Raw genomic sequence first — 14,973 nt, 5'->3', positions numbered from 1 at the left:
CGCGGCGTGGAGGCCTTGCCGTGCTGTGGCTGTGCCTGGACCTCCCGGCGCTGGGACGCGAAGCCCTAGCCGCCCCTGCCGATACCGCCGTGCTCGGTGCGCACGGCAGCCATCGCTGGCTGATCACCGCCACCGCCGCTAGTGAGCGCAGCCCGGCGTTGCCGGCCGGCATGACGCTGGCCGCCGCGCGCAGCCGTGTCCCCGAGCTGCCGACCCTGGCGCGCAAGCCGGAAGCCGAACGCGAGCAGCTGGAGGCACTAGCGCACGCGCTCTACCGCTACGGCAGCCCGGTGGTCGCGGAAGTGCTGGAGCAGCCCGAGCCCTACGCCCTGCCGCGCTGGCGGGTGGCGGTGGAGATCGGTGCCAGCCTGTCGCTGTACGGCGGCGTCGCCGCCTTGCGCGAGCAGTTGCTGCTGGACCTGCTGGACTGGCACTGCGTCGCCCGGGTCGGCATCGCGCCCAGCCGACTGGCCGCCGGCCTGCTCGCGGAAGCCGGCGAGAGCACGCCCTGCCTGCGAGCGGAAGACCTCAGCGAACGCCTGCGGCCGCTGTCGATCGGCCTGCTGCCCTGGCCGGCAGCGAGCCTCGACGCCCTGCGCGGCGTCGGCCTGGGCCGCATCGGCGATCTGCTGGCGACGCCTGCGGAAACCCTGCGCCAGCGCTTTGGTGCCGAAGTGCCGCGCGATCTCGACCGCCTGCTGGCACGGCGCGCCGAACCCTACCGGGCGATCACGCCGCCGCCGAGCTTCGCGGCGCGCTTCGAGCTGCATGGCGAGGTCGATAACATCGAGACCCTGCTGTTCCCGCTCAAGCGCCTGTGCCAGCGCTACGCCGCCTACCTGTCGGCGCGGGCGCTCACCGCCCTGCACTGCCGGCTGGAACTGCGCCACGATCTCGGCGCGCCCACCGTCGTGCCCCTGCAATTGCTCAGCCCCAGCCGCGACGCGGCGCGCTGGTTCGAGGTGCTGCGCGAGCGCCTGTACCGGCAACCGCCGGAGCGCGCGGTGCGCGAGCTACATCTTTCCGCCGAGGACTTCCTGCCCATCGGCGGCGCGCAGGCGGCGCTGTTCGACGAGCACCAGCTGAGCCGCGAGCGGCAGGCGGTGCTGGAAAAGCTGATCGCCCGCTACGGCGAGTCTTGCCTGTGGCGCCCAGGACTCGCGGAAGACCATCGTCCGGAGCGGGCCTGGGCGGCGACCCCGCCCGAGCCTCTCCTCCCCCCGCCTGCGGGGGGGCGTTTGGCTCAAGCGGGACTGACTCAATGTCAGTCCCGCTTGAGCCAAACGCGGGAGGGAGGCGCTGCGCCGCCGCCCGGCAATCGCCCCCACCCCAGTCCTCCCCCGCAAGCGGGGGAGGGAGCCGCGCCGCATCGAGCCCGCCGCCGCCCGCTCTGGCTGCTGCCACAGGCCAAGCCCATCGCCGCGCCGCCGGTCGAAGGCCTGCCGGAACGCATCGAAACCGGCTGGTGGGATGGCGCGCCGGCGCGCCGCGACTACCACCGCGTACAACTCGGCGAGCGCGCCGCCTGGGTCTATCGCGATCTCGACGACGGCAGCTGGCATCTGCAGGGACTGTGGGAATGAGTCCGGAACACGAGGCCGAGCCGCCCGACTACGCCGAGCTGCACTGCGTCTCCAACTTCAGCTTCCTGCGCGGCGGCTCGCATCCGCGGGAGCTGGTCGCGCAGGCCCATGCGCTCGGCTACCGCGCCCTCGCCCTCACCGACGAATGCAGCCTGGCCGGCGTGGTGCGCGCCTGGGAGGAAACCAAGCGCAGCGGCATCGAGCTGATCGTCGGCACCGAGCTGAAACTCAGCGACGGCCCGCGCATGGTCCTGCTCGCCGAAACCCGCGAGGGCTATGCGCGCATCAGCGCCGCCATCAGCCGCGCGCGCATGGCCAGCACCAAGGGCAGCTACCGGCTCGACAGCGCCGGCTTCGGCCAGGACTGGCGCGAGGTGGCGGCGATCTGGCTGCCCGGCCCCGAGCCCGACCCCGCCGAGGCGGCCTGGATGGCGGCGCGCTTCGGCCACCAGGCCTGCTGGTTCGCCATCGAGCGGCATCTGGACGGCGACGACGGCGAGCGCATCGCCCAGTTGCTGCGGCTCGGCCGCCAGCACGGCCTCAGGCCCGTCGCCTGCGGCGATGTGCATTACCACAGCCCGGAACGGCGGCCCTTGCAGGATGTGCTCACCGCGCTGCGGCTGAAGACGCCGGTGGAACGCTGCGGGCTGGCGCTGCTGGCCAACGGCCAGCGCCACCTGCGCCGACGCGAGGAGATCGCCGCGCTGCACGACCCGGCCTGGGTCGCGGAGAGCCTCGCCATCGCCCGGCGCTGCCGCTTCCGGCTCACCGAACTGCGCTACGAGTATCCGAGCGCCCTGGTCGATGCCGGCGAAACCCCCAGCAGCCAGCTGCGCAAGCTCACCGAGCGCGGCATCGCCCGGCGCTGGCCGCAGGGGGCCGAGCCCGGCATCCGCGCGCAGATCGAGAAGGAGCTGTGGATCATCGCGCACAAGCGCTACGAGGCCTTCTTCCTCACCGTCGAAGACATCGTCCGCTTTGCCCGCAGCCGCGACATCCTCTGCCAGGGCCGCGGCTCGGCCGCCAACTCGGCGGTCTGCTACGCGCTGGGCATCACCGAGGTGAATCCGGAGCTGACCACGCTGCTGTTCGAGCGCTTCGTCTCCATCGAGCGCGACGAGGCACCGGACATCGACGTCGACTTCGAGCACCAGCGGCGCGAGGAGGTGATCCAGTACATCTACGGCAAGTACGGCCGCCAGCACGCGGCGCTGGTGGCTACCGTCATCCACTACCGCAGCCGGCTGGCGCTGCGCGATGTCGGCCGGGCGCTGGGGCTGGCGCCGGAGGTGATCGATCGCTTCAGCGAGGCCCTGGCCTGGTGGGACCGAAGCGAGCAATGGGAGCAGCGCATCGCCGAGCTGGGCTACGACCCGCAGTCGCCGCAGTTCCGGCTCTGGCTGGAGCTGACGCGCCAGCTCAAGGGCTTTCCGCGCCATCTCTCGCAGCACGTCGGCGGCTTCGTGATTTCCGAGCGGCCGGTGCACGAGCTGGTGCCGATGGAAAACGCGGCGATGCCGGAGCGCAGCATCATCCAGTGGGACAAGGACGATCTCGAATCCCTGGGCCTGCTCAAGGTCGATGTGCTGGCGCTGGGCATGCTCAGCGCGCTGCGGCGGATGCTGGGCTTCGTCTCCGAGCGCCGGGGCGCCGTCTTCGGCCTGAAGGACATCCCGCGCGAAGACCCGGCCACCTACGAGATGATCCGGGAGGCAAAGACGGTCGGCGTGTTCCAGATCGAATCGCGCGCACAGATGGCCATGCTGCCGCGCCTGAAGCCGAGGAATTTCTACGACCTGGTCATCCAGATCGCCATCGTCCGGCCCGGCCCGATCCAGGGCGGCATGGTGCATCCCTACCTGAAGCGGCGAAAAGCCCAGGCCGAGCGCGAAGCGCGGCAAGCCCGGAGCCTGCCGGTGCCGCCGGAAGACCCGGCGCTGAAGATCCGCGCGGAGCTGGTCCCGGCCATCGGCCGCACGTTTGGCGTGCCGATCTTCCAGGAGCAGGTGATGCAGATCGTCGCCATCGCCGCCAGCTTCACGCCGGGCGAGGCCGACCAGGTGCGGCGCTCGATGGCGGCCTGGAAGCGCAGCGGCGGGCTGGAGAAATACCGCGACAAACTGCTCGCCGGCATGGCCAGCAACGGCTACACGGCGGAATTCGCCGAGAGCATCTACCAGATGATTCTCGGCTTCGGCAGCTACGGCTTTCCGGAGTCGCACTCGGCCAGCTTCGCCCTGCTGGCCTACGCCTCGTCCTGGCTGAAATGCCATGAGCCGGCCGCCTTCATCGCCGGCCTGCTCGACAGCCAACCGATGGGCTTCTATCCGCCGACCATGCTGGTGAGCGAGGCGAAGAAGATGGGCGTGAGCGTGCAGCCGGTCAGCGTGTGCGACTCCGACTGGGACAGCCGCGTGCACTGGCAGCGCCCCGAGGACGCAGCCGATGCGGGCGTGCTGACCCTGGGCTTCAACCGCATCAGCGGCTTCAGCGAAGACGCCGCGCGGCGGATCATGGCGGCGCGCGCGCCGCAGCCGTTCCGCGACGCCGACGACCTCGCCGCCCGCGCCCGCCTCAACCGCCGTGAACTGGACCTGCTGGCGCAGGCCGACGCCCTGCGCGCACTGGCCGGTCACCGCAACCGCGCGCGCTGGCTCTCGCTAGGCTATACCCCGCAGGCCGATCTGCTGGCCGGCATCCCCCGCCTGGAAGCCACGGTGCCGCTGCGCGCGCCCAGCGAGGGCGCGGAGATCATCGGCGACTACCGCAGCACCGGCTTGACGCTGCGCCGGCATCCGGTCGCCCTGCTGCGCCCGAAGCTGGACCGGCTCAAGGTCACGCCCAACGAGCGGCTCGCGACGCTGCCGCACGGCCGCCGGCTGCGCGTCGCCGGCCTGACCATGTTCCGGCAGCGGCCACCGGAGGCAAACGGCGTGATGTTCCTGACGCTGGAAGACGACACCGGCATCGTCAATCTGGTGGTCTGGGCCCAGGTGCTGGAGGCCTATCGCGAGGCGGCGGTCACCGGCGGCTTCCTGATCATCGGCGGCGAGCTGCAGAAGCAGGACGGCGTCACCCATGTGATCGCCAGGCGCATCCGCGACTACAGCGCCTGGGTCGAAGGCCTGCCGTATCTCTCGCGCGATTTCCGCTGAGCGCATGGGACAATAGCGGCATGACCGATCTCGTTCTCGCCTCGCGCAACGCCAAGAAGCTCAAGGAACTGCAAGCCCTGCTGGCGCCGCTGGGCTACCGGCTGCGGCTGGTCTCGGAGTTCGCCGACGAGGCGGCCGAGGAGACCGCGCCGAGCTTCGTCGAAAACGCCCTGCTGAAGGCGCGGCACGCGGCGCGCGTCTCCGGCCTGCCCGCCATCGCCGACGATTCGGGGCTGGAGGTCGACGCGCTCCACGGCGCGCCCGGCGTCTACTCGGCGCGCTACGCCGGCGAGCCTTCGGACGATGCCGCCAACAACGCCAAACTGCTGCAAGCGCTGCGAGGCGTCCCCAGCGAGCGGCGCACGGCGCGCTTCGTCTCGGCGCTCGCCATGCTGCGCCACGCCGAGGATCCGACACCGGTGATCGCGCTCGGCTATTGGCCCGGCCGGATTCTCGAAGCCCCGCGTGGCAGCCAGGGCTTCGGTTACGACCCGCTGTTTCTGGTGCCGCCACTGGGCAAGACCTCGGCGGAGCTGACGCCGGCGGTCAAGAACCGCCTCAGCCATCGCGGTCGCGCCATGCGCGCGCTGCTGAAGCAGTTGCGCGAGCGGCCGTGATCCCTTTAGCGCTCTACATCCACATCCCCTGGTGCGCGAAGAAGTGCCCCTACTGCGACTTCAACTCGCACCCGGCACGCGGCCAGATCCCCGAGGCCGAGTACGTGCAGGCGCTGCTGCGCGACCTCGACCACGAGCTGCGTGACGCGCCGGACAGCCGGCCACTGGGCAGCATCTTCTTCGGCGGCGGCACTCCCAGCCTGTTCAGCGGCGCCGGGATCGGCGCCATCCTCAATGGCGTGGCGCAGCGCCTAGCCTTCGCGCCCGGCATCGAGATCACCCTGGAGGCCAACCCCGGCACCGCCGAGGCGCAGCGCTTCCACGACTACCGCGCCGCTGGCGTCAACCGGCTGTCGATGGGCGTGCAGTCGCTCAACGACCGTCATCTGAAGGCGCTCGGCCGCATCCACGGCGCCGACGAAGCCCGCGCGGCGGTGGCGATGGCGCGGGCGGCGGGCTTGGCCAATCTCAACCTCGACCTGATGTTCGCCCTGCCCGAGCAGACGCTCGCCGAAGCCGAGGCCGACCTGCGCGGCCTGCTCGCGCTCGCCCCCGAGCACTTGAGCTACTACCACCTGACGCTGGAGCCCAACACCGAGTTCGCGGCCAAGCCGCCGAAGCTGCCGGACGGAGACCTCGCCTACGAGATGCTGGAGCAGGGCCAGACACTGCTGACCGACGCCGGTTACGCGCAGTACGAAACCTCGGCCTATGCGCTTCCGGGCCGGGCAGCCGCGCACAACCTCAACTACTGGCGTTTCGGCGACTACCTGGGCATCGGCGCCGGCGCCCACGGCAAGCGCACGCTCGCTGGCCAGGTGCTGCGGCGCGCGCGCCACAAGCATCCCAAGACCTATCTGGAAACCGCCGGCAGCGCCGCCAGCCTGCAGGAAGAGCGCATCGTCGCCGGTGGCGAACTGGCGTTCGAGTACCTGCTCAACAGCCTGCGCCTGCACGAAGGCTTTCACCTGAGCGAGTTCCAGGCCCGCACCGGGCTCAGCGCCGCGGCACTGGAACCGGCGCTGAGCCGCGTTCGTCAACAGGGCCTGCTGGAAATCGACGGCGAGTGGCTACGCCCGACCCTGCTCGGCCGCAATCACCTCAACCGCCTGCAGATGGAGTTTCTCCCTTAGGGCCTGTTAACGCTATGAGAATCGCTGCGTTGCCGACCAAAAGACCGCCAGGCAAGGCGCCGAACGACGCCAAGGCTCTAAGCCTTGGCTAGGCCAGCAACGCCACATGGCGGCCTTTTGGCCAGTAACCCTTCGGGGCCGGACTGTTTTGGCGCATCGCTACGTCAGCCAGAGAGGGCAATAGAATCACTATTGCCTCTCTCTCTGCCTTCCTTGCGCTGCACCAAAACAGCCTCGGCCGCAACGACTCCCACAGCGTTAACAAGCCCGAATGAGCCGTCTCAACCTGCAAAGCCAGACCGTGCAATGCCCCTACTGCTGGGAGGAGATCGAGCTGGACATCGACATCTCCGGCGGTAGCCAGACTTACACCGAGGACTGCCACGTCTGCTGCCAGCCGATCCTGGTTCGCCTGACGGTGGACGAGGACGAGGAGCGCTTCGAGGTCACGGTCGAAGCCGAGAACGAGTAGCGCGCGCTACTGCACGCTCACATAGGGCGAGGCCGCCTCCGACATCAGCAGCACGCTTTTCAAGCGCTCGCCCTCCTCTTTCGGCGTCGCGCCGAAGAAGCGCTTGAACTCGCGGCTGAACTGCGAGGCGCTTTCATAGCCCACCCGCGCCGAGGCGCTGGCCGCGCTCAGGCCCTCCTGCACCATCAATAGCCGCGCCTTGTGCAGGCGGGTGGTCTTCAGATACTGGATCGGCGAGGTGCGGGTCACCGATTTGAAATGGCTGTGGAAGGCGGCGACGCTCATGCCCGCCTCCTCCGCCAGCCGGCCGACGTCGAGCCCGACGGCGTATTCGGCATGGATGCGCCGCAGCGCGCGGCCGATGCGCCCGCAATGGCTGTGGTGCACCAGCGCGCCGGCGATGGCCGCGCCCTGCTCGCCGGTGAGCATGCGGAACAGGATCTCGCGGACGATGCCCGGCCCCAGCACCTGCGCCTCGACCGGCGAACGCAGGGCCAGCAGCAGACGCAACAGGGCATCGCTCATCGCCTCGTCCATGGCCGCGGAGGCGATCCCCAGCGGCGCGACGGCGGCACGCGCACCCAGGCCGTCCAGACTCAGGATCAGTTCGGCGGCGCTGGCCAGATTGATCTGCAAACCCACCGCCAGCAGCGGCTCGCTGGCGCTGGCCTCGCTCTCGGCCTCGAACGGCAGCGGCACGCCCAGCACCAGATAGCGCCGGGCGTCGTACTGATGTACCTGATCGCCGAAATAGCCGCGCTTGCGCCCCTGGCAGATGAACACGATCTTCGGCTCGTAAAACACCGGCGTCCGCGGAAAGGCGCGGCTGCTGCGCACCAGCTTGACCTCATCCAGCACGGTGGAGGTGATGCCCTCCTGCGGCGCGAGTTGCGCCAGCAGGGTCACCAGCGGGTTGGCAGCGGAGTGGGACTGACCATCGGCCATGACTAGGTACCCCGGCTTAATAGATATAGGCAGGGAAAAATACCCTGCCCTTACCCAGGAAGCGCGGCGGCAATAGAAATGGGCAAGGCTTGCAGAGCTTCCGGTATTCGGGAACCAGGGCCGGCCGCCTAGCATCTGCTGGCTGCCACCCGCCCTCGCCGCCACCCTCCGTCGGAGCCGCCATGACCGCCACCAACATCGCCTTTCTACGCGCCCGCCCCGGTCGCGAACCCCGGCTGGCCCAGGCTCTGCAGGGCCTGGTCGAACACAGCCGCGGCAACCCCGACTGTCAGCTCGCCAACCTGCACCGCAGCGAAGAAGACCCGGCACTCTGGCTGCTCTACGAGCTCTGGGCCTCGCGCGAATCGTTGTGGCGGCATCTGGCCAGCGCCGCAGTGCAGTCCTTCGTCAGCCAAAGCGCGGCGCTGCTGGAAAGCGATGTCGGCCTGCGCCACTTCCATCTGCTGCCGAACGAGCGCATCGACCTCGCCGCCTGAGCGCGCAGCGCACCGTTGGTAGGGCGGAAACCACCGGTGGTCCCGGTGATCGCAAGTTGCGGTGAACCCGGCTGGCAGAGTCGGTGCCGTTACCCCACGCTTTCAAGGACCGACCATGGATCTCGCCCCCCTGCATTGGCAGCAACTGCCCTTGATCCTGGGCGTGTTGCTGGCGGCCAGCGGCGCGCTCTATGCCCTGTTGGCGCTGGTGCTGCCGCGCCGGCAGGCCTGGGCGCCGAGGGATGGTCAGGGTCTGGACTCCGAAGCCATGCCGGCATTGGTGCCGCTACGGCGCCAGTCAAGCCAGGGCCAGCCGCCTCACTACCGTCGCCTGGCGCCGCGCTAAAGCGGTCCGCCGGGCAAAAAGTTGCCAAGCGCCCCTCGCATGGCTATCCTGCGCGCCCTTTTCGTTTGATCCGCCCCGTGTTGTGGGCGTTGCCGAGACCGCCATGAAAGAAGGCATCCACCCCGAATACCGCCCCGTGGTGTTCCGCGACGCGGGCTCCAACCAGAGCTTCATCATCCGTTCCACGGTCAAGACCCGTGAAACCGTGAAGCACACCGACGGCGAGACCTACCCGGTCATCACCCTCGATACCTCGCACCTGTCTCACCCGTTCTACACGGGCAAGACCCGCGTCACCGACACCGGCGGCCGCATCGACAAGTTCAAGAAGCGCTACGGCAAGTAATTGCCGCTGTCCGCTGCATCAAGAAAGCCGCTTATGTCCTAGCGGCTTTTTTGTTGCCCCCACCCGGCGCATGCGCCGGGGTTTTCACCATCGCTTTTCTCCACCACACCGATGCGCGCCCAGGAAGCAGGCAACGCGCAGACGCCATGAACGAACAGATACCCAGCCATACCCTTCGCACCGCCGCCCTCCACTACCACGAGTTCCCCAAGCCGGGAAAGCTCGGGGTCTGCATCACCAAGCCCTGCGAAGGGCCGGAGGATCTGGCGCTCGCCTACTCGCCCGGCGTCGCCGAGCCGGTGCTGGCGATCCAGGAGAATCCCCAGGACGCCTACCGCTACACCAGCAAGGGCAATCTGGTGGCGGTGATCAGCAATGGCACCGCGGTGCTCGGCTTAGGCGATTGCGGCGCGCTGGCCGGCAAGCCGGTGATGGAGGGCAAGGCCCTGCTGTTCAAGAAATTCGCGGATCTCGACTGTTTCGACATCGAGGTCGACGAACGCGAGCCTAAGACTTTCGTCGAAACCGTGGCCCGCATCGCCGGCACCTTCGGCGGCATCAATCTGGAAGACATCGCCGCTCCGGCCTGCTTCGAGATCGAGGAAGCGCTGCAGGCGCGCTGCGATATTCCGGTGTTCCACGACGACCAGCACGGCACCGCCATCGTGCTCTGCGCGGCCCTGCTCAATGCCCTGGAACTGCAGGGCAAGAAGCTCGAAGACGCCCGCATCGTCTGCGTCGGCGCCGGTGCCGCCGGCATCGCCTCGATGCGTCTGGCACGCAGCCTGGGCGCCAGGCCCGAGCACCTCTGGCTGGTCGACCGCCAAGGCGTGATCAGCACCGATCGCCCAGGCTTGAGCAAGGAAAAAAGTGAATTCGCTCAAGCACCTTCCGAGCGCAAGACGCTCGCCGGCGCGCTTGCCGGTGCCGATGTCTTCATCGGCCTTTCCGGCCCCGGTCTGCTGCGCGAGGAGTGGCTGGGACTGATGAACGAGAAGCCGGTGATCTTCGCGCTCAGCAACCCGGTGCCGGAGATCATGCCGGAGATCGCCAAGCGGGTGCGCAACGACGCCATCATCGGTACCGGCCGCAGCGACTACCCCAACCAGGTCAACAATGTGCTGTGCTTCCCCTTCCTGTTCCGGGGTGCGCTGGACGTGCGCGCGAGCTGCATCAACGAGGCGATGAAGCGGGCCGCGGTGCGCGCCCTGGCCGAGTTGGCACGGCAGCCGGTGCCGGCGCCCGTGCTGGCGGCCTACAAGCAAAACTCGCTATCCTTCGGGCCGGATTACATCATCCCCAAGCCACTCGATCCCCGCCTGCGCGAGCACGTTGCCGGCGCCGTGATGCGCGCGGCGGTGGATAGCGGAGTCGCCCGCCTGCCCTTGCCCGCTTAGCAAGCCGCGGCGCGATTCTTGCCAGCCTTTCTTGACGTCTTTATTTGATATTTGGGAGCTACGCGATGAGTGAGGTCAGCTACAGCCTGGTCAACAACGCCACCGGGGAGAAGGTCGATCTGCCTGCCATCGGCGGCACTCTCGGCCCGGTCGGCCTCGACGTCGGCAAGGTCTACGACAAGACCGGCGCCTTCACCTACGACCCTGGCTTCACCTCCACCTGCTCGACCAAGAGCGCGATCACCTACATCGACGGTGACGCCGGCGTGCTGCTCTACCGCGGCTACCCGGTGGCGCAGCTGGCGCAGCACTGCAGCTTTCTGGAAGTCGCCTACCTGATCCTCAACGGCGAGCTGCCGAACAAGACGGCGCTGGAGTCCTTCGACCAGAGCATCCGCCGCCACACCATGATCAACGAGGGCCTGAAGAGCTTCTTCAACGGCTTTCACTACGACGCCCACCCGATGGCGATGCTGACCGGCGTGGTCGGCTCGCTGTCCGGCTTCTACCACGACACCGGCAACAACAAGGATCCGCGCCATCGCGAGATCTTCGCGCACCGGATGATCGCCAAGATTCCGACCATCGCCGCGGCGGCCTACAAGAAGTACTACGGCCAGCCGTTCATGTACCCGCAGAACCACCTCGACTACTGCAGCAACCTGCTGCACATGATGTTCGCGGTGCCGGCCGAGCCCTACCACGTCGATCCGATCGCGGCGAAGGCGCTGGATGTGCTGTTCATCCTGCACGCCGACCACGAGCAGAATGCCTCGACCTCCACCGTGCGCATGGCCGGCTCCACCGGCACCAACCCCTATGCCGCGATCTCCGCCGGCATCGCCGCGCTCTGGGGCCCGGCCCACGGCGGCGCCAACGAGGCGGTGCTGAACATGCTCGACGAGATCGGCGACGTGAAGAACGTGCAGGGCTTCATGGACAAGGTGAAGGACAAGGCCTCGGGCGTGCGCCTGATGGGCTTCGGCCACCGCGTCTACAAGAACTTCGACCCGCGCGCGACCATCATCCGCGAGGAGTGCCACAAGGTCCTGAAGGCGCTGAAGATCGACGATCCCAAACTCGAACTGGCGATGAAGCTCGAAGAGATCGCCCTCAACGACGACTACTTCAAGGCCCGCAAGCTCTACCCGAACGTCGATTTCTACTCGGGCATCATCTACAAGGCCCTGGGCATCCCGGTGAACATGTTCACCCCGATGTTCGCGGTCGCCCGCACCGTCGGCTGGGTCGCGCACTGGAGCGAGATGGTCGGCGACGGCCCGCTGAAGATCGCCCGCCCGCGCCAGGTCTACACCGGTGCTGCCGAGCGCAACGTGGTGCCAGTGGCGCAGCGCTAAGCCACTTGCCCGCACAAGAAAAAGCCCGCCTTACCGGCGGGCTTTTTTGTGTCCGGCAACAATCTGCCGCGGTCAGTACAGGGTTTCCACATCCAGGGCGGCCAGACGCTCGGCCTCGGCCAGGTTCAGCCGTGGCGCCGGCCGGCCATTGCTAATCGCCAGCGGCGCTCGCCGCTCCTGCCCCGGGGCGAACAGGGCGACATCGACACCCACCTCGCCGGCCTGAAAGCGGGCCAGTGGCACCGACTCCACCCGGCCATCGCCGTAGCGGTAGTCGCGCTCGTCGTCGTCCACCGTGAAGCCGCGCTCGGCCAGGAAGACATCCACCAGCTCCGGCTGGTCGGGAAAGCAGTGCAGTTGCACGCGATGCGCGGCGCTGATCGCGCCACTCACCAGCGCGCCGCTGAGCCGTGGCTCGAAGTCCGACAGGAGCTTCATCGCCTGCACCGCGGTCTTCCGCAGCAGGCGCAGGCGCTCGGCGTAGGCGCGGCCGCCGAACAGGCGCTGGTAGGCCAGCACCTCGGCCTCGACGCGGGCGTTGTCGGGTAGCGCACTGCGGCTGGACAGACCCAGGCGCTCGGCGGCGCGGCGCTTGGCCAGGCCGTAGTCGGTGAGCTGCTCCTCGACCAGGATGCGCGCCGCTTCCTGCGCCAGATCGCCGGCGCCGCCCTGCGCGCGGCGGCCCATCAGAAGAGATCCTGCGCCGCCGGCCCGGCCTCGCTCTCATGGCCAGGAATGGCGCCATCGTCCTGCGGCGGCAGGCGCTCCAGCGGCAGGGTCTCGTAGATCACCCTGTCGGCGCCTTCCCAGGCCAGCTTGCCGTTCTCCGGGTTCAGGCGCACATCGGTCATGCCCTCGGGGCGCGGCAGGATCTGCTCGGGCACGCCCTTGAGCGCCACGCGCATGAAGTCCATCCACATCGGCAGCGCGGCGCGGCCACCGACCTCGCCACGGCCGAGCGGCGTCGGCGTGTCGTAGCCGATCCAGGCGGTGGCGGCGAGTGTGGCCTGATAGCCATTGAACCAGGCATCGGTCTCGTCGTTGCTGGTGCCGGTCTTGCCGCCCAGGTCGCGCCTCCCCATCGCGTTCACCGCCGCGGCGGTGCCCCGCACCGCGACGTCGTGCAGCATGCTGTTGAGCATGTAGACGGTCTGCGGATCGAGCGTGCGCGCGGCGAGCTGGGCGGCGGGATCGCCGGCGGTGATTTCCGCCGGGCATTCCGGACAGGCCCGTACCGGCTTGGCCTCGAACAGCACCTGGCCGCGACCGTCCTCGATGCGGTGGATGAAATACGGCTCGATCAGAAAGCCGCCGTTGGCGATGGTGGCGTAGCCACGGGCGATCTCCAGCGGCGTCAGCGCCGCCGAGCCCAGAGAGAAAGTCAGGTCACGCGGCAGTCGGGCTTTATCCAGGCCGAAGTTCTGCGCGTAGTTGAGCGCATAGCCCATGCCCACCGCCTGCAGCACGCGGATCGACACCAGGTTGCGCGACTGCACCAGCGCCTCGCGCAGGCGCATCGGGCCCTTGAAATCCTCGTCGTAGTTGGACGGCCGCCACTCGCTTTCCAGGTTGGGATCGTCGAAGACGATGGGTGCGTCGAGGAAGATCGAGGCCGGCGTGTAGCCCTTGGCCAGCGCCGAGGCGTAGAGAAAGGGCTTGAAGCCGGAGCCGGCCTGACGCCGCGCCTGGGTGACGCGGTTGTACTTGCCGGCGAAGAAGTCGTAGCCGCCGACCAGGGCACGGATGGCACCATCCTGCGGCTCCACCGCCACGAAAGCGCCCTGCACGTCCGGTTTCTGCGCCAGCCGCAGCTTGTCGCCGCTGGCGCGGATGCGCACCACGTCACCGGCGGCGAGCTTGTACTTTTTGCCGGTCCAGGCGAAACCCTTGGCGTCGATGCTCTCGACGCCACGCTCCAGCGAGTACACCTCCAGTTGTTCCGGGCTAGCGGACAGCACCAGGGCCGCTGGCAGATCAGCCAGGCGCGGGCGCGAGCGCAGCAGCGCCTGCGCTGCCTCGTTGCGGTCCGGGCTGCCGCGCTCCAGCGCCGCCACCAGCTCCGGATCGGCCTTGGTCTCGGGGCCGGCGTAGCCGTGGCGCTCCTCGTAGTCGAGCAGGGCCTTGCGCAGGGCGGCGTTGGCGGCTTCCTGACGACCGGCCTGCACGGTGGTGTAGACGCGGTAGCCGGCGGTGTAGGCCTGCTCGCCGTACTTCTCGAACATCGCCGCGCGCACCATCTCGGCCACGTAATGCGCTTCCACCTCCACCTGCGGCGGGTGCTCACGCGCCACCAGGGGCTCGTCCAGTGCCTGACGGTAGGCGGTCTCGTCGATGAAACCCAGCTCGCGCATGCGCCGCAGCACGTAGTTGCGGCGGTCCTTGGCGGCGCTGGGGTTGGCCAGAGGATTGTCGCGCGAGGGGGCCTTGGGCAGGCCGGCGAGCACCGCGGTTTCCGCCAGCGTCAGCTGGTCCAGCGGCTTGCCGAAGTAGACGTGGGCAGCGGCGGCGACGCCGTAGGCGCGGCTGCCGAGGAAGATGCGGTTGAGATAGATCTCGAAGATGCGCTGCTTGTCCAGCTCGCGCTCCATCTTCCGCGCCAGCAGAATCTCCTTGATCTTGCGTTCGTAGCTGCGCTCGGGCGTGAGAAAGACATTGCGCGCCAGCTGCATGGTGATGGTCGAGCCGCCCTGGCGCTTCTCGCCGGTGGCGGCGAGCTTCAGCGCCGCACGCACCAGGCCGAAGAAATCGACGCCGCTGTGCTCGAAGAAGCGGTCGTCCTCGGCGGCCAGAAAGGCCTGCAGCAGCGGCTTGGGGAATTGCTCGTAGCGCAACGGCGAGCGCCGCTCGGCGCCGAACTCACCCATGCGCTTGCCCTCGGCGCTGAGCACCAGCAGCGGCGCACCGAGATTGGGCTCGCGCAGGCTTTGTACCGAAGGCAGCTGCGCTTCCAGGGTCGAGACCTTGGACCAGACGAACAGGCCGACACCGACGGCGGCGACCAGCAGCAGGGCCAGCGCGGCCAGGCCGACGCGTTGAAACAGACTCAGTTGATTGAAGCGCAAGGCGGGAGTTCCGATAGGGTCGGCGCGCCATTGTCACCCGCCAGCCGAGTGCACGGGAGAGC

At 68.6% G+C, this 14,973-nt stretch carries 13 protein-coding genes; 10 read left to right on the top strand and 3 right to left on the bottom strand.

Features of this window, described 5'->3' with window-relative positions:
• Window positions 1-20 precede the first annotated feature (20 nt).
• The 5 genes from AC3WT6_RS06365 (at window position 21) to AC3WT6_RS06345 (ending at window position 6,960) form a co-directional block, all read left to right on the top strand.
• Window positions 21-1,583, top strand: a complete 1,563-nt coding sequence (locus tag AC3WT6_RS06365) for a Y-family DNA polymerase (protein WP_492652722.1) — start codon at window positions 21-23, stop codon at window positions 1,581-1,583.
• Entirely contained in the window at window positions 1,580-4,738 is a 3,159-nt protein-coding gene (locus tag AC3WT6_RS06360) for an error-prone DNA polymerase (protein ID WP_492652721.1), read from the top strand. Before AC3WT6_RS06365 ends, AC3WT6_RS06360 begins: the two co-directional genes overlap by 4 nt.
• A 20-nt stretch (window positions 4,739-4,758) precedes the next feature.
• A complete protein-coding gene (gene rdgB, locus AC3WT6_RS06355; RefSeq protein WP_492652720.1) occupies window positions 4,759-5,355 on the top strand; it encodes an RdgB/HAM1 family non-canonical purine NTP pyrophosphatase in 597 nt (198 codons plus the stop codon).
• Window positions 5,352-6,488, top strand: coding sequence for a radical SAM family heme chaperone HemW (hemW, locus tag AC3WT6_RS06350; protein ID WP_492652719.1), 1,137 nt, complete (start codon window positions 5,352-5,354; stop codon window positions 6,486-6,488). Before rdgB ends, hemW begins: the two co-directional genes overlap by 4 nt.
• Before the next feature lie 271 nt (window positions 6,489-6,759).
• Window positions 6,760-6,960, top strand: coding sequence for a CPXCG motif-containing cysteine-rich protein (locus AC3WT6_RS06345; RefSeq protein ID WP_492652718.1), 201 nt, complete (start codon window positions 6,760-6,762; stop codon window positions 6,958-6,960).
• 6 nt (window positions 6,961-6,966) lie between these two features.
• Here AC3WT6_RS06345 and AC3WT6_RS06340 read toward each other — a convergent pair whose 3' ends face one another.
• Window positions 6,967-7,905, bottom strand: coding sequence for an AraC family transcriptional regulator (locus tag AC3WT6_RS06340; protein ID WP_492652717.1), 939 nt, complete (start codon window positions 7,903-7,905; stop codon window positions 6,967-6,969).
• A 182-nt stretch (window positions 7,906-8,087) separates the two neighbouring features.
• Here AC3WT6_RS06340 and AC3WT6_RS06335 point away from each other — a divergent pair, with 182 nt between their 5' ends.
• The 5 genes from AC3WT6_RS06335 to AC3WT6_RS06315 all read left to right on the top strand — a co-directional run bounded on the left by AC3WT6_RS06335 (window position 8,088) and on the right by AC3WT6_RS06315 (window position 11,849).
• Window positions 8,088-8,402, top strand: a complete 315-nt coding sequence (locus tag AC3WT6_RS06335) for a putative quinol monooxygenase (protein WP_492652716.1) — start codon at window positions 8,088-8,090, stop codon at window positions 8,400-8,402.
• A 115-nt stretch (window positions 8,403-8,517) separates the two neighbouring features.
• Complete coding sequence (locus tag AC3WT6_RS06330; protein WP_492652715.1) at window positions 8,518-8,748, top strand: hypothetical protein; 231 nt, start codon at window positions 8,518-8,520, stop codon at window positions 8,746-8,748.
• A gap of 103 nt (window positions 8,749-8,851) precedes the next feature.
• Window positions 8,852-9,094, top strand: coding sequence for a type B 50S ribosomal protein L31 (locus tag AC3WT6_RS06325; protein ID WP_123209950.1), 243 nt, complete (start codon window positions 8,852-8,854; stop codon window positions 9,092-9,094).
• 146 nt (window positions 9,095-9,240) lie between these two features.
• Entirely contained in the window at window positions 9,241-10,491 is a 1,251-nt protein-coding gene (locus AC3WT6_RS06320) for a malic enzyme-like NAD(P)-binding protein (protein ID WP_492652714.1), read from the top strand.
• Window positions 10,492-10,556: 65 nt separating this feature from the next.
• Window positions 10,557-11,849, top strand: a complete 1,293-nt coding sequence (locus AC3WT6_RS06315; RefSeq protein WP_492652713.1) for a citrate synthase — start codon at window positions 10,557-10,559, stop codon at window positions 11,847-11,849.
• Between the two features lie 72 nt (window positions 11,850-11,921).
• On the opposite strand, the gene AC3WT6_RS06310 is transcribed toward AC3WT6_RS06315, so the two are convergent.
• Both AC3WT6_RS06310 and AC3WT6_RS06305 read right to left on the bottom strand, forming a co-directional pair.
• A complete protein-coding gene (locus AC3WT6_RS06310; protein ID WP_492652712.1) occupies window positions 11,922-12,536 on the bottom strand; it encodes a hypothetical protein in 615 nt (204 codons plus the stop codon).
• Window positions 12,536-14,911, bottom strand: a complete 2,376-nt coding sequence (locus AC3WT6_RS06305) for a penicillin-binding protein 1A (protein ID WP_492652711.1) — start codon at window positions 14,909-14,911, stop codon at window positions 12,536-12,538. The genes AC3WT6_RS06310 and AC3WT6_RS06305 overlap by 1 nt, the downstream gene beginning before the upstream one ends.
• Window positions 14,912-14,973: the final 62 nt, after the last annotated feature.

It is taken from the genome of Stagnimonas sp. FW305-C-60 (genome assembly GCF_058782965.1).
This window is presented reverse-complemented; position numbering and strand designations above follow the sequence as displayed.